Source organism: Chitinophaga sp. SVR4-12A, assembly GCF_056754765.1.
This window is the reverse complement of the sequence record NZ_JBPGWP010000001.1, coordinates 2,693,779-2,713,314: the sequence shown is the minus strand read 5'-3', so window position 1 is coordinate 2,713,314 and position 19,536 is coordinate 2,693,779. Positions and strand designations below refer to the sequence as shown.

Sequence of the window (19,536 nt, the reverse complement as noted above, 5' to 3'; positions counted from 1 at the left end):
ATAGCAATCAATGTCTTTCAAATCTTTTTTACTGCCCGGTATAGTTGCGATCACGGTCTTTGGCTGTTCTTCGCCTGCCATACAGGAGAAGGAGCAGATCCAAAGTCTTCCTATGGAAGCCGTCAGTCTGGATAAACTGGATGCATTTGGCCCTCCCAAAGGTACATGGCAGCTGGCAGGCAACGTATATGCGAACCCTGATCAGCCTTACAGCATGGAGCTGGCAAAGGGAACAGGTATACTGGCCGGTGTTATTCCTGCGAATTCCAATGATTCAGCGGAGATTCATACGAAATGGGAGCACCGGGATATGGACCTGGAGCTGGATTTTATGCTTTCTGCAGGTGCAACAGGCGCCATCGTTTTCCAGGATCATTATCCGTTGTTGTTAAAAGACAGCTGGCTAAAGGACAGCGCTGTGGCAGATCTTTGCGGCAGCGTACCCGGACAAACGCCATTGTTAAACGCCTGCAAAGCGCCTGGTCTGTGGCAGCACCTGGAAGTAAAGTACAGGGCGAAGCCTGTTGGACAACAATATGAAGCGCGTTTCGATATGGTGAAGCTGAACGGTAGTATCATTCATGATACTACACTACGGAGTATGCTGCCTGGAAAAGGTTCAATGGGTTTTCGTGTGAATAAGGGCAGCATCGCTCTCCGCAATATCCGCTATAAAACCTATAACGATGAACGGCTGAAGCTGGCGGATGTACAATATCATGTATACAAAGGCGTATTCAAGAATCATGATACGCTGCAACTGTTTACCCCTGTAAGGTCCGGCCGTACAGATTCGCTTACTTATCGCGTAGGCGATAAGCGTGGGCACCTCCTGCTGGAAGGTAAGCTGGTAGTGCCTGTAACGGGACATTATGTATTCCGTGTGCGGGCCGGTGGCCCTATCCGTTTGAAAATAGATACGGTAGAGATTGCGAACAACGGTGGTACACGCGATTTTCAGCGCGCTTTCTATGGCGATACCACTTTGCAGCAGGGCGAACATACGTTCCAGCTTAGCTATGCTAACTACGATGAAAGCATGGTGCTGATGTATGAAGGTCCGCATATACCTTTCACCGCTTTGACCACAGCAGCGTCTGAGCGTACCGTGGAAGCAGATCCGCTGATGGAATACCCGGTGACGAACGAAACGGTCACACAACGCGGTTTTATGCGGCATCAGGGAAAAGTGGACCCTTACAGCATGGCGGTAGGTATACCCGGCGGATTGAACTATGCATACGATATGGTGAATTATAGTCCGTTGATGGCATGGCACGGACGCTTTATAGATATAGCGGAGATGTGGCATGAACGCGGCGAAAAGCAACTGGCTAAACCTATGGGCGCCATACTGGAACTGGCAGGTGTGCCTTGCATCGCGGAACTGTCCTCGCCTGGTGCCGCCTGGCCTGATTCTATCCGGGAAGACAGCAGCAGTTATACCAATCGCGGATACCGTTTGCTGCCTGGCGGCTTGCCGGTATTCTTTTATACCTTACATCAATGGCAGGTGGAAGATCAGCTGTCGCCCAGAGAAGATGGTAAAGGATTGAACCGCGATATTACCATCACCACACAGCAAGGCGCTAAGGATAAGGCTTATTGGTTGATGGCCAGCGGAGGACTTATTGAAAAGCTGCCTGACGGCACTTATGCGGTAGACGATAAAAGCTATTACATTAAAACAGACGGCGCTCCGCAGATAGAGCAAATCAAGGACCAGTACCGTTTGCTGGCGCCCTTGGAACCCAGCGCAGGAACAGTTAAAATACATTATTCCATTATCTGGTAAATGATCATGATGAGCAAGCTATATAGTCCCTTTTACTTGTTGCTCTGCGCAATGCTGCTGCCATTCACAGCAGCTGCACAGTCGGACATGAAAACCAGGGAAAGTAAATACTATACTATTTCAGATGTGCCCATACCAGATAGCGTGATACTGGAAGTGGGCGGACTGGCTTTTACGCCGGATGATAAACTGGGCGTGGCTACGCGTCACGGCGAAATATGGGTGATCACAGATCCTTATCAAAGGAAATCCAAACAACCACATTATACCCGTTTTGCAAAAGGTATGCACGAAACCCTCGGCCTTGCCTGGCATAACGGTTCCTTCTATACGACGCAGCGTTCAGAGCTTACACGGGTCACAGATACTGATAATGACGGCAAGGCAGATAGGTTCCAGGCCATCGCCTCCTGGCCATTATCGGGCAACTATCATGAATATTCTTATGGTCCCTTGTTCATGCCGGATGGCAACATGATCGTTACGCTCAATCTCTCCTGGATAGGGCGAGGCGCCAGCCTGGCCAAATGGAGGGGTTGGATGATGCAGATAAAACCGGATGGCAGTATGCGCCCCTTTGCAGCGGGTATGCGCTCTCCTGCAGGTTTTGGACTGATGGAGAACGGTGATCTCTTTTTTGCAGAGAACCAGGGCGACTGGATAGGATCCGGCAGGATCACTCACATCAACTACGGTGATTTTGCAGGGCATCCTGCAGGCCTTCGCTGGGCGGGTGAATACGGTTCGCCGATTAAACTGAGGCCGGACCAGTTCCCGGACTCCATTGGCCTCATGCATGATTTCGGCCGTGGCAAACCTAACTTTAAAGAGCCCAGTGTATGGTTTCCGCATACGCTGATGGGCATCTCCACCGCAGATATACTGGCCATTAATTCTGATGAATTCGGCCCTTTCAGAGGACAGCTACTGGTAGGCGATCAGGGGCACAGTAAAGTGATGCGCGCCTTCCTTGAGAAAGTGAATGGTAAATACCAGGGGGCCTGCTTTCCTTTCCTGGAAGGCTTTTCTTCCGGTGTGCTGCGCCTGGCCTGGGGCAGTGATCATTCCCTCTTTGTGGGTATGACGAGCCGCGGATGGGCTTCTACCGGTCCGAAATTATATGGTCTGCAGCGGGTTTCCTTCAAAGGCGCCATGCCTTTTGAAATAAAGGCAATGCGTGCACAGAGCAATGGTTTTGAGCTGGAATTCACCATGCCTGTTAATAAGCAGCAGGCAGCAGATGCATCTTTGTACAGCGTTACCGGTTTCACCTATAGCTATCACAGTAAATACGGAAGTCCTATTATCAATCAGCAGCCCTGTGTGGTAGTGAAAAGTGAAGTGTCGGAAGATGGGCGTCGTGTGAGGATCTATGTCGATGGCCTGCGAGAAGGATATATTCATGAGCTCAATGTAAAAGGACTGAAATCGCAATCCGGGATGACGCTGGTACATAACGTGGGTTATTACAGCCTGAATGCGATTCCAAAAGGTAGCGGACCTGCTTGCGCCATCACCCCACAAAGCCTGTCTGCAGCGGGAAACAATAAAGGCGGTTGTGGCAGTGATCCAAAAAAATGTATCACCACGCAGCCTGCTTCCTGGACCAGGGGACCGGATGTAACGATACAGATAGGCACCAAGCCCGGGCTGAAATTCGATATCGAACAGATACAGGTGCCAGCAGGTAGTAAAGTGAAACTGGTGTTCAATAATAATGATGATATGCTGCACAACCTGGTGATCGTAAACCCCGGTAAAGGCAATGATGTAGGCAAGCTGGCCATGGATATGGGCCTGAGCGGCTCGCAGCAGGCTTATGTACCAGCTTCCAAAGACGTGTTGTATAATACCTGTCTGCTGCAGCCGGAAACATCACAGACCATCTATTTTACCGCGCCCGCCACACCGGGTGATTATTCGTATGTATGTACCTTCCCCGGCCATTACGCTGTAATGAAGGGGATAATGAAAGTGATAAAAAGAATTTAAAAGTCGTCAGTCGACAGTTGTCAGTTGTCAGTGACCGAAGCGATTTTAGCTCCGCATTGATCACTGACGACTGACAACTGACAACTGATGACTAACAATTAGCAATTTTATGAAGCGTTTCTTGATAGGCTGCCTCTTTCTTTGTTCATCTGTGTATGCACAGGATAGGGCAGCGGTATTGAATACCGGCAAGCTGGATAAATATGTTCAATTTTTTAACGGCCTCGATAAAGAGGACGTGAAGAACTATGTGACGGATGATCAGGCTGCGCAGTGGCTGGGACAGAACATTCCTTTGCTGGACTGCCCGGATTCCGTGATAGAGCAAACCTATTACTACCGCTGGTGGAGCTTCCGCAAGCACCTCAAGCAAACGCCCGTTGGATTTATCTTCACAGAGTTTATTATCCCTGTTAAGCACGCAGGGCAGTACAATGCGCTCAGCTGTGCCACAGGACATCACATTTACGAAGGACGCTGGCTGCATGATGATCAGTACGTTGATCAGTATATCCGATACTGGCTGGAGAAGGACAAGCTGCAGCAACGCCCGCGCTTTCACCAGTTCAGCAGCTGGGCGGCAGACGCTGTCTACAACCGTTACCTGGTTAACGGCGATAGCGCTTTTGTAGTGAGCCTGCTGGATTCGCTTGATAAGGATTATCGCCAGTGGGAGCAGGAAAGAAAATTGCCTAACGGCATGTTCTGGCAACATGATGTAAAAGACGGGATGGAAGAATCCATCAGTGGTGGCCGCAGGGAGAAGAATATTCGTCCAACCATCAATAGCTATATGTACGGCAATGCCAAAGCGCTGGCGATGCTGGCAGCGATGGGAGGTAATGATACTTTAGCGCAACGTTATACAAAGCTGGCGGCACAACTTAAAAAGCTGGTGCAGGACACGCTGTGGGATGAACAGGCAGCTTTCTTTAAAGTGCGTAAGGAGAAAGGAGGCGGATTTTCAGATGCCAGGGAGGAGATCGGGTTTATTCCCTGGTACTTCAACCTGCCGGATGACAAGCCTGCTTATGCAAAAGCCTGGCAGCAATTAACCGACAGCAAAGGATTTAATGCCCCCTGGGGGATCACCACCGCAGAGATGCGTCATCCGGCCTTCCGTTCTCATGGCAGCGGCGGCTGCGAATGGGATGGCGCTATCTGGCCCTTTGCCACGACGCAAACACTGAAAGGGTTGGCGAATTTACTGACCGCTTACCGTTATCATAATGGCGTTACGCCGCAGACATACGTGCAGGCGCTGCACACCTATGCACGCGCTCATCAGAAAAATGGCAAACCCTATTTAGGAGAATACCAGGATGAAAAAACAGGCTACTGGCTGAAAGGAGATGATCCACGCAGCAGCTATTATAATCACTCCGGCTTTTGTGACCTGGTGATCAGCGACCTGGCAGGTATCAAGCCGCGCAAGGATGAGAAGCTGGAGATCTTTCCGCTGATCCCGGCGTCATGGGATTGGTTCACGCTTGACCAGGTACCTTATCACGGCCGCCTGATCACTATCCTCTGGGATAAGACCGGTAAAAGATATGGGAAGGGAAAGGGTGTACACGTACTCGCGGATGGAGAAGAGATCTATAGCGCTCCCCGGTTGACGCATGCGATCATCCAACTACCGGCCAGGAAGCAGGTATTGACACTCTGGTATGACAGTCCGGCGCTTAAATGGACCAGCGCATTACCCATCGGCAACGGCCGTTTGGGCGCTATGATCTACGCAGGCGCCAATACAGAACATTTACAGTTCAACGAATCTACTTTGTGGACGGATGGTCCCCGTGAGCATGCACATCCGGGCGCAGTGAAATACCTGCAGCAAATCAGGGACCTGCTGGCAGCAGGCAAACAGAAAGAAGCAGAAGATCTGGCAGGGGAGCAGTTTATGGGATTGAAAAGTGCGCCACCGGCTTCCCGCTATGAGGCAGCTTATCAGCCTTTTGCCGATCTGTGGTTGCGTTTCCATGATACGACGGCGCAGGTGAGTGATTACCGCAGAGAGCTGGGCCTGAACACCGCTATCTCCCGTACGTCTTTTAAGGCAGATGGGGTGATCTACACCCGTGAATACCTGGCGAGCGCTCCACAGCAGGTGATCGTAACACATCTGACAGCCAGCAGCCGGGGACATATCAGCTTTACAGCGCAGCTGACAACATTGCACAAGGAGTATGATACCCGCAAGATAAATGATAGCACGATCGCGCTGTCGCTAAAGGTGGCGAATGGTGCACTGAAAGGAGAAAGCTGGTTAAAGATCAGCGTACGGCAGGGAAAGGTAGTTGTGAATGACAGCAGTATTGCAGTTACTAACGCCGATGAAGCTACGTTGTATTTAACGGCGGCAACTAATTTCCGCAATTATAAAGATGTATCCGGCAACCCGGCTACGCGGTGCGCGCAAACCATCAGCAAGCTGTCCGGCCTTAACTATAATAGCATCCGAAAAGCACATATTAAAGACTATCAGCGCTACTTTAATACCTTCGGTATAGATCTGGGCAAAGGGCAAATACAGTTGCCAACCGATCAGCGCATCCGGCAGTTCACTGCGGCTACCGATCCTGCGTTGGCGGCGCTGTATGTGCAGTATGCACGCTATCTCATGATCTCCGGTTCAAGACCGGGATCGCAACCGCTGAACCTGCAGGGTATCTGGAATGACCTGCTTTCACCGCCCTGGGATAGCAAGTACACTACGAATATCAATCTGGAAATGAACTACTGGCCCGCGGAAGTGTTGAACCTCTCGGCCTGTACCGAGCCGTTGATGCGGCTGATCCGGGAAGTGTCTGAAGCGGGCCGCGCCACGGCAAAGGAACATTATGGCGCTTCCGGCTGGGTATTGCATCATAATACGGATCTGTGGAGAGGGACCGCTCCTATCAATGCATCCAATCACGGTATATGGGTAACGGGCGGCGCATGGCTGAGTCATCATTTGTGGGAGCATTATTTGTATACAAAGGACAAAGCATTCCTGCAGCAAGCGTACCCGGTGATGAAAGCAGCGGCTAGCTTCTTCGTGGATTTCCTGGTAAAGGATCCGGCAACGGGATGGCTGATCAGTACTCCTTCGAATTCTCCTGAGCAGGGCGGCCTGGTGGCAGGGCCTACGATGGACCATCAGCTGATACGGGACCTCTTTGCCAACTGTGTGCAGGCCAGCGAGATCTTACAGACAGACGCCACCTTGCGTCAAACGCTGAAGGCGAAGTATAAGCAGATAGCGCCTAACCAGATCGGTAAATATGGTCAGCTGCAGGAGTGGATGCAGGATGTTGATGATCCGAAGAATAATCATCGCCACGTATCTCATCTCTGGGGCGTATTCCCTGGTACTGATATTACCTGGGACAGGTCGCCTGAATTTATGAAAGCTGCCCGTCAGTCGCTGATCTTTCGCGGAGACGGTGGAACTGGCTGGAGCCTGGCCTGGAAGATCAATCTCTGGGCGCGGTTCAAAGATGGTAATCATACGCTGACAATGATCAACACCTTATTAACGCCTGCAGAAGATCTGAACGGTAAAGTACATGGCGGTTCCTATACCAACCTGTTTGATGCACATCCACCCTTCCAGATAGATGGTAATTTTGGCGGCGCTTCCGGTATAGCAGAAGCATTGGTGCAGAGTCATATGGGTTATATTGAATTGCTGCCCGCTTTGCCTTATGCATGGGCTTCCGGTGATGTGAAAGGGATCTGCGCCCGGGGAGGGTATATACTGGACTTTAGCTGGCAGCAGGGACAACTACAGCAACTAAGGATAAAGGCTACTGCGAGTGGTACGTGCGAGTTGAAGTATAAAAATGAGCAACTGCAGTTTAATGCGCAGAAAGGAAAGACCTATCAGTTCCATATTGCAAATGGCAAATTTGTAAAATCGTGATGGGTATGGCCAGGTTCGTTTGCTTTATATTGCTCTTACTTTGCTCTCCCGGTTTGTATGCACAACAAGTAAAGCCGGAAGCCACGGAAGATTGGTCATTCAAACCGCCGATTGTCACACCAGGCAAAAAAGGTCATCCGCCTTCCGATGCTATTGTGCTGTTCGCTGGTGAGCATGACCTGGATAAGTGGGAGCACCTGGACAGCAGCGCTGTAAAATGGAAGGCCAAAAGGCGTACGCTTACAGTAGTGCCCAAAACAACGGATATACGTACTAAGCAAACCTTTGGTAATATCCAGCTGCATATAGAATGGAGAACGCCGGATCCCAGGGAGGATAAGGGGCGCAACGATTCGGGCAACAGCGGGGTATTGTTCATGGGATTGTATGAACTGCAGATCTATGAAACGTATCAATATGCTACCCGCCTTTATTATAACGGACAGGCAGGTAGTATCTATAAGCAGTATGCGCCGATGGTAAATGCTTGTTTGCCTCCAAAAACATGGCAGGCGTTTGACGCGGTATTCGAAGCGCCGGTGTTTAATCCTGATCGTACCTTAAAAACACCCGCCTATATCACGGTGTTTCATAATGGTGTATTGATATTACATCATGTTCCTATCAAGGGCCCGATGGTATACGCGGGCTATCCAAAGTATGTATATCATACGAACAAGCTACCGCTGGTACTGCAGGAGCATAACAGTCGTGTAAGCTTCCGCAATATCTGGGTGAGGGAACTATGATATACCGAAAGTTTAGTATATTAGGGGATATGTCCCCTTTTATCCCATGAACCATTTTAAGACTACTGTACTCCCTTTCCTGTTGCTATTTTTTTCCCTGCAAGGATCTGCGCAGGCAACCACTTTCCCCGAAAACGTAGGAGAAATCCCATTTGATAGTCTGCAGGACGACCCTCATTTTACGATATGTAATGAGAAACAGGTGTTCCAGTACTATAACACGAACGCTTATTACAAGGATCATAAGCATGAAATTGTACAATATCTCCTCAGCCACTATGATCCGGAGGGCGGTTTCGGCGATCAGAATGGTTACCTTACCGTCAAATTTATTATCAACTGCAAAGGGGAGACCGGCCGCTTTCGCCTTTTTGAGATAGACGACAACTATCAGCCGCTTACATTCAACAAGGCTTTGTCGGGCCAGCTGCTCAACCTTGTAAAACAGCTTCGCGGCTGGCAGCCTGCTGTTTACAAAGGACAGATATACGACAGTTACCAGCACATCACTTTCCGCATCAGAAAAGGCAAAATAATCAGCATCACCCCATGAAGCATCTCTACCTCCTTCTTTGCTGCTGTGCGATCAGCATCAGCGGGAAAAGCCAGCTGAATTGCGATGCCTTTACAGACTCCGCTGCCGTGCGGGCCTGCAGGCTGTATAATTATGCAGTTACCTTTTACCAGGGTTCCCGGTCTTGTCAGCAATACCTGGACAGCGCCGTCAGGGTATGTCCTACATTGGCAGAAGCCTGGCGTGCATTGAGTGTGCCTTATCTTAAAAGAGGTGATTTCGCTACCTGGCGCAAATACCTGGATAAGGCGGTAGCATTGCAGCCGCTGAAAACGCTGGATGTCCGCGGCTGGTGCAGGTTCAAATTCCTGCGGGACTATGAGGGCGCACTGGCTGATCTGAAACGCTTTGATACCTTGTCGGGCTTCGCTCACCGGCATACCGGCGATGGAACCTATAGCCTGTATGTAGTGATGGCTTTATGTGAAAGAGAGCTGGGCAATTATGATGCTGCCGCTTATTATTTTGCCAAGGGTATTGACAGCATTTTTTTTACAAAGGGTAAAGACTTCATCGGCCTCTTCGATTTCCTGCACCGGGCGGTGATGAAGATAAAACTAGGAGATTACAAAGGTGCGCTGGCCGACCTGGAACAGGAAGAAAAGATCTGCAGCAACTATGTGGAAATCCCTTATTACAAGGGAATTGTTTACAGATCCATGGGAAAGCATGCGCTTGCTAAGGAACAGTTCGAAGCAGCACGCCGCCGGTTCAAAACCGGTTTTCATATGGTAGATGTTTATTGCGAAATGCAGGATGCAGTATATCCTGCAGATATTGACGAAGCGCTGGCCCGGCGCGAATTATGATGGAAGGGGATGAATTCCTGCCGCAAATTTCTTATATTCCATCACCTATATGGATTATTCACGTTACGAAGCGGAAGATTTTGCGGCCAATGAGTCGTACCTGCGCTACTATTTTAAGTTAGACCCGGTAGATGTATTTTTTTGGCAGGACTGGATTAGCAAGCATCCGGAAAAACTGGATGTGATCATGCGTGCAGACCAGCTCGTGCGTTATGCTGCCATACATTTACCGGAGGGAGAAGCGCGACAGCAACTGGAGAATTCGCACCGCACACTGGCCGGTGCGGAACATAAGGAGCTGCCGCCTCCTGCGCCTACTACGCACGGTCGCCTGACCCGCCTGTTTGCAGTGGCTGGTATATTGGCCGCGGTACTGGTGGGCATTGCATTTATGTTCCATTACCGAACCCGTCTCTCAAAGGATCCCACATATGGTATGCAGCAAAAGGCCAATCACAGCAGCGCTCCACTCACCATACGCCTCGAAGATAACAGCAGGGTTACGTTACAATCCGGCGCCAGGCTTTCTTACCCGCAGAAGTTTGCCGGAGATAAGCGGGAAGTATATCTGGAAGGCGACGCTGTTTTTGAAGTACGCGATGACGCACGCCGTCCTTTCTATGTCTGCAATAATAACCTGGTGGCGCATGTGCATGGAACTAGTTTTAAGGTCAGCACAGACCGCTTTCATAAAACAATAGCAGTCACCGTCAGCAATGGTAAGGTGGAAGTGCATGAAAGAACAGATCAATAACAGTTTAGGGAATGATATCAACACGTATAGTCAAAGTCTTTTTTTGCCTGGGATTACTGATACAAGGAGCATTACTTGCCAACTGTCAACAACTGAATGAAAACGCTTTCCTCCAGCCGCCGCCTGCCTATGGGATCCGCTGCTGGTGGTGGTGGCTGAATGGCAACGTTACCAAACAATCTATTACCCGCGACCTGGAAGCCATGAAAGAAAAAGGCTTCAGCGGCGCCAGTATCTTTGATGCGGGCGGGCAGGATCAGCGTGGAAATGGCCCCGTGCCGGAGGGCCCCTTGTTTGGATCGCCGGCCTGGCAGGAACTGTTCAGGCATGCTGTAAAAGAAGCGAAGCGACTCGGCCTTGAGCTCAGCCTCAATATACAGAGCGGCTGGAACCTGGGTGGCCCGGATGTGAAGCCGCAGGAGGCCGCTAAACATTTGACCTGGTCTGAAACAGTGATAACCGGAAGTAGCGTGCATACGTTGCCGCTACCAAAGGCAGTGCATGGCTTTTATAAAGATATTGCAGTACTGGCGTTCCCTTTAGGGGACACTGCGGGGATAAAGCCCATACATCGGCTCCGTCTGAAAGCCGCTTTTGATGAAGCAGGCAGCTCTGCTCCTGACACCCGCTACCTGCTGGATGAAGATACTACAGACAATTACCGGGTACATGCAGACCGCAGGAAGGTGATCGATCTTTCCCGTTTTATGGATAGTACGGGTAGGCTCTCCTGGAGGGCGCCCGCGGGCAAATGGGTAGTGCTGCGCATGGGCTATACACTGAACGGCGCGGAGGTTTCTACTTCCAGCGGGCAATGGCAAGGCCTGGTGATTGATCATATGAGCCGCCGGCATTTTTCCCGTTATTGGGATACGCATGTAAAGCCTCTGCTGGAGAGTATCGGGCCGGATGCAGGCACTACGCTTCGTTATCTGCAGACAGACAGCTGGGAGCTGGGTGGTATTAACTGGACGGAAGATTTTATGCAGGAGTTCCGCCGCAGGAGAGGATATGATCTGTTGCCTTTTCTACCTGTTGTAGCGGGTAAGATTATCGACAGCAGGGAGGTTAGCAATCGTTTCCTGGCAGATTTGCGTAAAACGATCAGTGATTGTATAGCTGACAATCATTATAAAGTATTCCAGGAAAAAGCCGCTGCCTATGGGATGGGTTTACAGTGCGAGTCTGGCGGGCCGCATACAGGGCCTTTTGACGGGCTTAAGAATTTAGGGCACAGTGAGATCATGATGGGAGAGTTTTGGTCGCCTTCCCAACATCGCCCTCGTCCGGAGAACCGGTTTTTTGTGAAGCAGGCGGCCAGCGCTGCACATATCTATGATAAGAAGCTGGTAGGTGCGGAAGCCTTTACGACTATTGGCCGTCACTGGGACGATATTATCTGGGAGCATATGAAGCCCAGCTTTGATCATGAAATCTGTACAGGGCTGAACCTGACGATCCTGCATACCTTCACCAGCTCGCCTGAGGAGATGGGCATACCCGGACAGGAATATTTTGCAGGCACACATATTAATCGCCATGTTACCTGGTGGAAATATGCAGATGCTTTTTTCCGCTACATGGCGCGTACGCAGTATATGATGCAGGAGGGCCGCTTTGTGGCCGATGTGTTGTACTACTATGGTGATCATATTCCCAACATCGTACGGCGGAAAGAGGATGATCCCGCCGGTGCGCTGCCTGGTTATGATTATGATGTGATCAATGAAGAGCGCCTGATGACGCTTCGGGTACAGCAGGGACACCTGGTATTACCGCATGGCATGAGTTATCGTATACTGGTATTGCCTTCGCATCGCGTGTTGTCCCTGGCTGCCCTCAGGAAGGTGCATCAGTTGGTATCGGAAGGCGCTACCGTCATTGGCCCCCGTACACGGCGCATTGTAAGTCTTGAACAACAGCAGCTGGCAGGCGTGGAGCTACGGAAGCTTACAGGTGAATTATGGGGAAGAGATACGGCCTCCCGCGGCAGCAGGCAAATGGGGAAGGGACGTATCGCCTGGGGATATACCGCTGCGGAGTGGCTGGCATCACAAGGCTTAGCAGCTGACTGCCATTTTGATGCGCCTGATACAGCGTTTGGCTATATCCATCGCCGCTGGAATAATGATGATTATTACTTTATCAGCAGCAGGCAGAAAGAAGCCTGTACAGCGCAAGTGAGTTTCCGGATCAGCGGGCGACTGCCTGAGCTATGGGATCCGGTAACAGGTAAAACGCGGCCTGCTGCCGCATATACGCAGGCTAATGGTGTTACCACGGTGCCGGTGTCTTTTGCGCCTTATGGCGCCTGGTTTGTGGTATTCAGGAAACCTATTCCTGCTGAGCAACGGGGGACTGCCGCCACCAACTTCCCGGAGATCCGTTCTATAGATACTTTACAAGGGCCCTGGCAGGTACATTTTGATGAGCGTTGGGGTGGCCCGGCATCAGTAGTGTTCCCTGCACTCAGCAGCTGGACGGAAAGGCCGGAAGCAGGGATACGATATTATTCCGGCAGTGCGGTGTATCACAAGGAGTTTAGCCTGGATACGGGGAGGCTACAGGCAGACGGTCAGCTATACCTGAACCTGGGAAGCATAAAGGATGTGGGCATTGCCCATGTAACGCTCAACGGTCGTAAACTGGGCGTATTATGGACGCCACCATACCGTGTACCCATTAGCGGTATAGTGCATGCGGGTAATAATGTGCTCGAGATAGAAGTGATCAACAGTTGGCGTAACCGCCTGATAGGCGATCGGGATAAACCTGCAGCGGAGCGTTTCACAAAAACCAATATTACTATCCGTCTCGAATGGGCATTGCAGGAATCGGGACTCTTAGGACCGGTGACCCTGGAGACCGGGCATTGATTAAGTATACAATTTAACACGTTCCAGTAAGCCGCGCAGGATCCTGAGTGAGCGGGCCAGCTGGTGTTTTACGGTAGAAGGGCTGATACCCATCAGCTCAGCTACTTCCTTACGATTGAAGCCTGATACGTAAGTAAGCTGGAATACCTTAGCCGACATAGGAGGTACTTTGGGCAGGACCAGTGACAGATGATCCCAGAGCTCATTGTGATCTGACTGGTAGCCTGCTGTTTCTTCTCCATTGAGGAGTTGCTTCATTTTCTTTTTTCGCAGGGCATCATTCCTGAGTTTGTTGAGGCACCTGTTACGAATAGCACAATACAGGAAGCTCTTCAACGAAACGTTGACATTAGTAAACAGTTTTCTTTCCCAGCAGTCCATAAAGAAATCCTGTACGGTGTCGTGCGCTTCTGTTTCGTTGTCCAGTATAGTCAGTGCTACGTATACTAACCACCTGCGGTACAGCTGGAAGAGTTGGGCAAACGCGGTGTCATCGCCATGCTGTAACCTGTTTAATAAAAGCTGGTCGTTTGTGTTCATGCAGTAGAAATGATTGGGTTGGTAGATTAACATAATAAACCAATCGCAGTCAATGCTATCAGCATGGAGATGTGAGGGAAAGGGCAGTAATTAATCACGGGCAGTGTAATAGGAATATACGGGAGAACCGGGATGGCGGATTTTTTGGTATAGTAGAAATTGCGCTGCGTTAACGAGCCGTTAACGCAGCGCCTTATCCCCTCATGACGGGGATGTTATGCATTTTTAGCGACAAGGAGGTCTGGATGCCGGTCTTGTATTACTTTAATGTTGATGCCTTGTTCCAGGTATGCTTTCATGGAGGCGGTAACGAGGGCCCAGCCATTTGTTTGTCCAACGATCTTTTCGATCAGATCGGGCATGTCTTCACGGAAACCTGTTTCTTCCACACTTATAAAAGTAGCGTTGTCGCCCCTGGGCTCAAAGGTGATGTGTACCTTCGTAGGATGATCCTCTTCTCCCCAGGTGAAATCAATGGAGCGGTCTGGCACCACGTTCTGAACGGTCGCTTCTCCGGAAACGCCATACCATTCCCAGATCCATATTACCTTTTCATCTTTATCCAGCCGTCCCTGGCCTTTGCTGTACCAGAATTTTGAGGTGATATCAGGGTTTACCATTGCTTCAAAAACTTCATGTACCGGTTTGCGGATCAGCATGGCTGCCTTGGCTGCCGGCGCTGTGTTTTGTGCTACCATAGTGGGTGATTTATTTTTGGGTTTTTGAATCTTTTGAATTCGGTTTCCGCGATTTGGTGCTTTCCAGGAAATCTTCCAGCGCATCCAGCTTTTTAGTCCAGAACTCGCGATATTTTTCAGTCCAATCCGCTACTTCTTTCAGCTTGCGCAATTCGGCACGGCAGAACCTTTCGCGTCCCTGTTGTTTGATCACTACCAGTCCGCATTCTGTCAGTATCCTGATGTGTTTGGATACGGCGGGGCGGCTGATGTCAAAGTTCTCTGCCACGGCGTTCAGGTTCATGGGCTGACGCGCCAGCAGGCTAATGATCTCCCGTCTTGTTGGATCTGCTATCGCCTGAAAAACATCCCTTCTCATGATGTGGTGAATTTAAATGATTAAACCTGCTGCAAATATAATGAAACCCAACGGTTACGTAATTAGTTAATAATTAAGAATGAATAATTAATAATTGCGATGAAGCAAGTGCCCGTCAAGACACTTGCTTAAAGATTATTAATTATTCATTCTTAATTATTAATTGCGGTGTTTACCTGAAATGCAGCACGCCGTTCTTATCAAAATAATAATCCACCGCTACGGCGCTTTTCACATCTTCCATAAATTCTTCTATGGGCTCGTTTTTATCTATCATTCCGCTGAAATGCTTTGTTTTCGCCAGGGAGCCGCTATCGATGACGGCGGTAATACCGAGATGTCGGCTCAGGATCGTGCATATTTCTGTGATTGGTGCCTGAACAAAGAAATGTTTGCCATCTCTCCAGCTCAGTACTTTCCCGGGATCAAAAGGGTGGGTAATGATGCCTTTCCCGTTGGTATATATCGCTTCCATACCGGGTTTGATGAAGGTGGCGTCATGGCCTGCGCTTATCTTTACAGCGCCGCTTACAAGGGATACCCTGACCATGTTCGGGTCATAGGCATTAATATTGAATTCTGTGCCCAGCACCTGTATAGTGCTGTGTGGGGTATGAATGATGAGTGGTTTGGAAGGGTCTGCTGCGGCTTTCACGTAGGCTTCTCCATTCAGCAGGGTGATCTCCCTGCTCTTGCCGCTGAAACTGAAGGGGAATTGCAGACGGGAGTCTGCGTTGAGCCATATTTCCGTACCATCGGCCAGTACTACTTTATAGTCTTTGGCGGCTGGTATGATCAGGGTATGCTGTCCGCGAACGTTGAATTCGTCTTTTGCATCAAAGCTCAGTGATTGCGGGTGATTGTGTAACTGTACATCGCCCAGGCTGATCAGTGATGGCTGTTCCTGCAGGGGGATAGTCCTGTTATCGGCCAGTTTAAGCCGGATCTTTTTGTTTGCGGGAGCGGCAGTCTTTGCCGTTTGCGGAATCGTTCCTTTTGAGAAGTAATAATACCCCGCGCCGCTGAGTATCAGTCCCGCTATTGCGGCGGCGGTTAACAGTTTCCCAAAACGGAAAGGCGTCACAGAAGCGGTAGGTAGCCGGGAATGGGACTTTATATCCTGGAAGAGATCTTTCCACTCATCGTCATGCTGCAGTCTGTCCAGGTCGAGGTCCTTTTCCTCGCTGAGCGCAAAGGCCAGTGCCTGGAGCGTTTCCCGCATGTATTCGTCTTTCCGGAGCTGGCTCTCCAGGTAGCGCAGGTCTTTTGGGCTGATAATGCCGGCCATTTTTTCGTACATCAGTTGCCAGATATATTCCTTTTCCTGTTGGGCGGGTGAAGCTTTCACAGTGGTGCTATTTTGGTGTTTATCACGGTGGAATGACATAGGATACATGTAAATGGTTCTATTGGTTGAAAATAGATCGGCGTTTTTAGGGCATGACGGAGCTGGTTGCTCCCTGTTGCTGACAGTGTGCTGTAAAGGCTCTGAAGAGAAAGGTTCTCAGTGGAACGTCCACATGCTTAAACAGCTGCTGCTTCCAGCATTGAATGAAGAACGCTTCTACGATAGATTTCGCTTTTGCGATATGTTCTTCATTGGCTACGTCCATATCGGGAATGGAGGTGGCCGCTACGATCAGCAGCCATACCCGGTATTGTTTGTAGGTGTCATTTAAAGCGTTTGGATCTCCTGCTTTCAGCTTGCGTAAAAGTCGCTTGTCATTTTGCATGACTGTAGATTTCATACTCTGAGTTTGTTGATGTATAAAGACACGATAGGCTGTCCGGGCAACATGGGGAAGAGCTACTAAAAATCAGGGCAGAGCGTTAGTGGCTATATGACAAACATAATGTGCCGCTTATAAATAAAAATACGGAAAATATCTTTCCACGGATGTTAACGGGGCATTTTTTCGGATATCGCAAAATCTTTTCCCGATTGCGTAAACCAAATAGCCGTACGAGTTGGAATTTTGCGGCGTGAAAACTAAATGCTTTACCAGGATGGGGATAACCATGAGACGAACGTTATTATTGTTTTTTTGCATGTTTTTAGGGCTGGCCACTATTGTGTTGGCCAATGAGGAGGAAGATCAATTCTCTCACATTAAAGGAAAGGTAACCACGGCTGACGGTAAACCGGCGCCGTATGTAACGGTACAGATACCAGGAACGACCAAGGGAGCTGTTACGGATGAGAACGGCGAATTCAGCATTCGGAGGCTGGTTCCAGGCACTTATACGCTGCATATCACTTTGGTTGGATTTGAGCCGGTAGAGAAGCAGGTGACTACACAGGCTGGTCAGACTGCCAATGTGTCTTTTGAATTGCAGTTGAATGACAAGCAGTTACAGGAGGTGGTGATCTCCGGGCAGCGGAGATTGACATCGTCTGCCAGTGATTATGCGAATAAAATGACGTTGAAGAACCTGGAGAATGCGCAGACCTACTCAACTATATCTAAGGAATTAATGAATGAGCAGGTAGTATTGACTGCCGATGACGCTGTGAGGAATGTTCCCGGCCTTACCAAAATGTGGGATGCCACCGGGCGTAGCGGTGATGGCGGTAGTTATTACAACCTCCGTGGTTTTATTGTGCAGAGTCAGTTGCGCAATGGGGTGGCCGGTAACGTGTCCAGCAGGATCGATGTGGCCAACCTGGAAAAGATAGAAGTGCTGAAAGGCCCTTCCGCTACTTTGTTTGGCAATGTGTTGACCAGCTATGGCGGTTTGATCAACCGGGTAACTAAAAAGCCTTATGACGCCTTCGGCGGTGAGGTGAACTTTACTGCAGGAAGTTATGGTCTTTATCGCATGGGCGCAGATGTAAATGCTCCACTGGACAAGGAACATAATGTGCTGTTACGCGTGAACTCCGCTTATTCTTATGAAGGAAGCTGGCAGGATAACGGGTGGGCAAGGAACTTTGTATTTGCGCCGAGCTTGTCTTACAAGGTCAATGATAAGTTGTCCTTTTTGTTTGATGCAGAATTTGCTCAGGGAAACAATACAGGGCTGAATGTATATTTCTTCCCTTACGGCCAGACCATGGCGCAGCTGGGTTATGATCGTGCAGATCAACTGAAGGTGGACTATAAGCGTTCTTATGTGAATGATGATGTCTACCAGACTGCCAGGAATATCAACTTCTTTGGGCAGATGAATTATAAGATCCCCAACAACTGGACTTCACAGACCAATTTTACGGTGACCAACAGTTTTTCTGATGGTCCTTCACCGTACTTCTATTTGCTGCCTAACAATATGATCTCCCGTAATGATCAGTATACCGACAACAGTAAAGACCAGGTAATAGAGATCCAGCAGAACTTTATCGGCGATTTCCAGATTGGTAGTCTGCGGAACCGTTTGACAGCAGGCCTTGATTTCTTCTATCATAACTCTGATCAGTTCTTTGGGGGTAATACGCTGGACACTATCGATGTTAGCCTGGATACGATCGCTAATTACCGCGACTTTAACAAAACCAACCTGGAGAAACTGTACCTCGAGAAAGGCAATTCTTTCATCTATCCATCTATATTCACTACCAACACTTACAGCGCCTATGCATCTGACGTATTGAACATTACGGATAATCTGATGGTTCTGGGCGCTTTACGTGTAGATCATTTTGTTTACAATGGCGCTTTTGATGCCACTACCGGGAAAGCAAGCGGCGCCTACAACCAGACGAAGCTGTCGCCCAAAGTGGGTGTTGTTTATCAACCTGTCAAAGATGCCGTAGCGCTGTTTGCCAATTATCAGAACGGGTTCACCAATAAAGCACCCGGGGTAGATCCCAATACAGGCAGACCGGTTACCTACAAACCTGAAAATGCCAATCAATGGGAAGCCGGTGTGAAACTGGACCTGTTTGAAGGCAAGCTGACGAGCACTCTTAGCTATTATGATATTCGTGTGAAAGACATCTTACGTCCTTCGAATATACCGAACGTATCTGTACAGGATGGTACCCAGTACAGCAAGGGTATTGATGTGGACATTATCGCGAATCCTTTCCGCGGTATGAGCGTAGTAGCAGGCTTTGCTTACAACGATTCCAAGTATGAGAGGGCTGCAGATAAGAATGTAGAAGGCCGTCGTCCTGGTACAGCCGGCGCTCCTTACGTAGCAAACCTCTGGTTGAGCTACCGTATACCAACAGGTAACCTGAGAGGTCTTGGATTTGGATTTGGTGGCAACTACGCTGCTGACAACAAGATCATCAACGAAGCTACAATCGGCGTATTTACACTGCCTTCCTACACCGTGCTGAATGCTTCTGTGTTCTATGATCAGCCGAAGTTCAGGGTATCTGCAAAAATGGATAACCTGGGCAATGAAAAGTACTGGATCGGTTATACTACGGTAAATCCGCAGAAATTAAGGAGCTTTGCAGCCAGTCTGGCGTTTAAGTTTTAGGCAACGAAGGAAAGACGAACCTATATAATGCGAATAGCTAACCCAAT

Annotated in this window: 14 protein-coding genes; 9 read left to right on the top strand and 5 right to left on the bottom strand. The window is 49.4% G+C overall.

The window, feature by feature from the left end:
• The first annotated feature begins 10 nt into the window (after nt 1–10).
• The 8 genes from ACR9Y8_RS11050 to ACR9Y8_RS11015 all read left to right on the top strand — a co-directional run bounded on the left by ACR9Y8_RS11050 (nt 11) and on the right by ACR9Y8_RS11015 (nt 13,462).
• Nucleotides 11–1,795, top strand: a complete 1,785-nt coding sequence (locus ACR9Y8_RS11050; protein WP_481213322.1) for a 3-keto-alpha-glucoside-1,2-lyase-like domain-containing protein — start codon at nt 11–13, stop codon at nt 1,793–1,795.
• Nucleotides 1,796–1,801: 6 nt separating this feature from the next.
• Nucleotides 1,802–3,787, top strand: coding sequence for a plastocyanin/azurin family copper-binding protein (locus ACR9Y8_RS11045; RefSeq protein ID WP_481213321.1), 1,986 nt, complete (start codon nt 1,802–1,804; stop codon nt 3,785–3,787).
• A gap of 109 nt (nt 3,788–3,896) precedes the next feature.
• Nucleotides 3,897–7,700 (top strand): glycosyl hydrolase family 95 catalytic domain-containing protein, encoded by a 3,804-nt coding sequence (locus ACR9Y8_RS11040; protein ID WP_481213320.1) that lies wholly within the window; start codon nt 3,897–3,899, stop codon nt 7,698–7,700.
• 5 nt (nt 7,701–7,705) lie between these two features.
• On the top strand, nt 7,706–8,449 hold the full coding sequence (locus ACR9Y8_RS11035) for a 3-keto-disaccharide hydrolase (RefSeq protein WP_481213319.1): 744 nt from the start codon (nt 7,706–7,708) through the stop codon (nt 8,447–8,449).
• Nucleotides 8,450–8,495: 46 nt separating this feature from the next.
• Nucleotides 8,496–9,002 carry a hypothetical protein gene (locus tag ACR9Y8_RS11030; protein ID WP_481213318.1) on the top strand — a complete coding sequence of 169 codons (507 nt, stop codon included), beginning with the start codon at nt 8,496–8,498 and terminating at the stop codon, nt 9,000–9,002.
• The gene (locus tag ACR9Y8_RS11025; protein WP_481213317.1) at nt 8,999–9,832 is read left to right on the top strand and encodes a tetratricopeptide repeat protein; all 834 of its coding nucleotides are present in this window, start codon (nt 8,999–9,001) and stop codon (nt 9,830–9,832) included. Before ACR9Y8_RS11030 ends, ACR9Y8_RS11025 begins: the two co-directional genes overlap by 4 nt.
• 49 nt (nt 9,833–9,881) lie before the next feature.
• A complete protein-coding gene (locus tag ACR9Y8_RS11020) occupies nt 9,882–10,586 on the top strand; it encodes a FecR family protein (RefSeq protein ID WP_481213316.1) in 705 nt (234 codons plus the stop codon).
• A gap of 11 nt (nt 10,587–10,597) precedes the next feature.
• Complete coding sequence (locus ACR9Y8_RS11015) at nt 10,598–13,462, top strand: glycosyl hydrolase (RefSeq protein ID WP_481213315.1); 2,865 nt, start codon at nt 10,598–10,600, stop codon at nt 13,460–13,462.
• Here ACR9Y8_RS11015 and ACR9Y8_RS11010 read toward each other — a convergent pair whose 3' ends face one another.
• From ACR9Y8_RS11010 to ACR9Y8_RS10990, 5 genes are all read right to left on the bottom strand, one after another.
• On the bottom strand, nt 13,463–14,002 hold the full coding sequence (locus ACR9Y8_RS11010) for an RNA polymerase sigma factor (protein WP_481213314.1): 540 nt from the start codon (nt 14,000–14,002) through the stop codon (nt 13,463–13,465).
• Nucleotides 14,003–14,217: 215 nt separating this feature from the next.
• The gene (locus tag ACR9Y8_RS11005) at nt 14,218–14,700 is read right to left on the bottom strand and encodes an SRPBCC family protein (RefSeq protein WP_481213313.1); all 483 of its coding nucleotides are present in this window, start codon (nt 14,698–14,700) and stop codon (nt 14,218–14,220) included.
• 10 nt (nt 14,701–14,710) lie between these two features.
• Complete coding sequence (locus tag ACR9Y8_RS11000) at nt 14,711–15,058, bottom strand: ArsR/SmtB family transcription factor (RefSeq protein ID WP_481213312.1); 348 nt, start codon at nt 15,056–15,058, stop codon at nt 14,711–14,713.
• A gap of 172 nt (nt 15,059–15,230) precedes the next feature.
• Complete coding sequence (locus ACR9Y8_RS10995) at nt 15,231–16,406, bottom strand: FecR family protein (protein WP_481213311.1); 1,176 nt, start codon at nt 16,404–16,406, stop codon at nt 15,231–15,233.
• Between the two features lie 85 nt (nt 16,407–16,491).
• Entirely contained in the window at nt 16,492–16,806 is a 315-nt protein-coding gene (locus tag ACR9Y8_RS10990; RefSeq protein WP_481213310.1) for an RNA polymerase sigma factor, read from the bottom strand.
• 301 nt (nt 16,807–17,107) lie between these two features.
• On the opposite strand from ACR9Y8_RS10990, the gene ACR9Y8_RS10985 reads away from it, so the two are divergent.
• Nucleotides 17,108–19,489 carry a TonB-dependent receptor domain-containing protein gene (locus ACR9Y8_RS10985; protein ID WP_481213309.1) on the top strand — a complete coding sequence of 794 codons (2,382 nt, stop codon included), beginning with the start codon at nt 17,108–17,110 and terminating at the stop codon, nt 19,487–19,489.
• Nucleotides 19,490–19,536 lie beyond the last annotated feature (47 nt).

Excerpts from the sequence above, each read along its gene's own strand:
- ACR9Y8_RS11050 (WP_481213322.1), top strand. The coding sequence starts at position 11 with ATGTCTTTCAAATCTTTTTTACTGCCCGGTATAGTTGCGATCACGGTC.
- ACR9Y8_RS11045 (WP_481213321.1), top strand. The coding sequence starts at position 1,802 with ATGATGAGCAAGCTATATAGTCCCTTTTACTTGTTGCTCTGCGCAATG.
- ACR9Y8_RS11040 (WP_481213320.1), top strand. The coding sequence starts at position 3,897 with ATGAAGCGTTTCTTGATAGGCTGCCTCTTTCTTTGTTCATCTGTGTAT.
- ACR9Y8_RS11035 (WP_481213319.1), top strand. The coding sequence starts at position 7,706 with ATGGCCAGGTTCGTTTGCTTTATATTGCTCTTACTTTGCTCTCCCGGT.
- ACR9Y8_RS11030 (WP_481213318.1), top strand. The coding sequence starts at position 8,496 with ATGAACCATTTTAAGACTACTGTACTCCCTTTCCTGTTGCTATTTTTT.
- ACR9Y8_RS11025 (WP_481213317.1), top strand. The coding sequence starts at position 8,999 with ATGAAGCATCTCTACCTCCTTCTTTGCTGCTGTGCGATCAGCATCAGC.
- ACR9Y8_RS11020 (WP_481213316.1), top strand. The coding sequence starts at position 9,882 with ATGGATTATTCACGTTACGAAGCGGAAGATTTTGCGGCCAATGAGTCG.
- ACR9Y8_RS11015 (WP_481213315.1), top strand. The coding sequence starts at position 10,598 with ATGATATCAACACGTATAGTCAAAGTCTTTTTTTGCCTGGGATTACTG.
- ACR9Y8_RS11010 (WP_481213314.1), bottom strand. The coding sequence starts at position 14,002 with ATGAACACAAACGACCAGCTTTTATTAAACAGGTTACAGCATGGCGAT.
- ACR9Y8_RS11005 (WP_481213313.1), bottom strand. The coding sequence starts at position 14,700 with ATGGTAGCACAAAACACAGCGCCGGCAGCCAAGGCAGCCATGCTGATC.
- ACR9Y8_RS11000 (WP_481213312.1), bottom strand. The coding sequence starts at position 15,058 with ATGAGAAGGGATGTTTTTCAGGCGATAGCAGATCCAACAAGACGGGAG.
- ACR9Y8_RS10990 (WP_481213310.1), bottom strand. The coding sequence starts at position 16,806 with ATGAAATCTACAGTCATGCAAAATGACAAGCGACTTTTACGCAAGCTG.
- ACR9Y8_RS10985 (WP_481213309.1), top strand. The coding sequence starts at position 17,108 with ATGTTTTTAGGGCTGGCCACTATTGTGTTGGCCAATGAGGAGGAAGAT.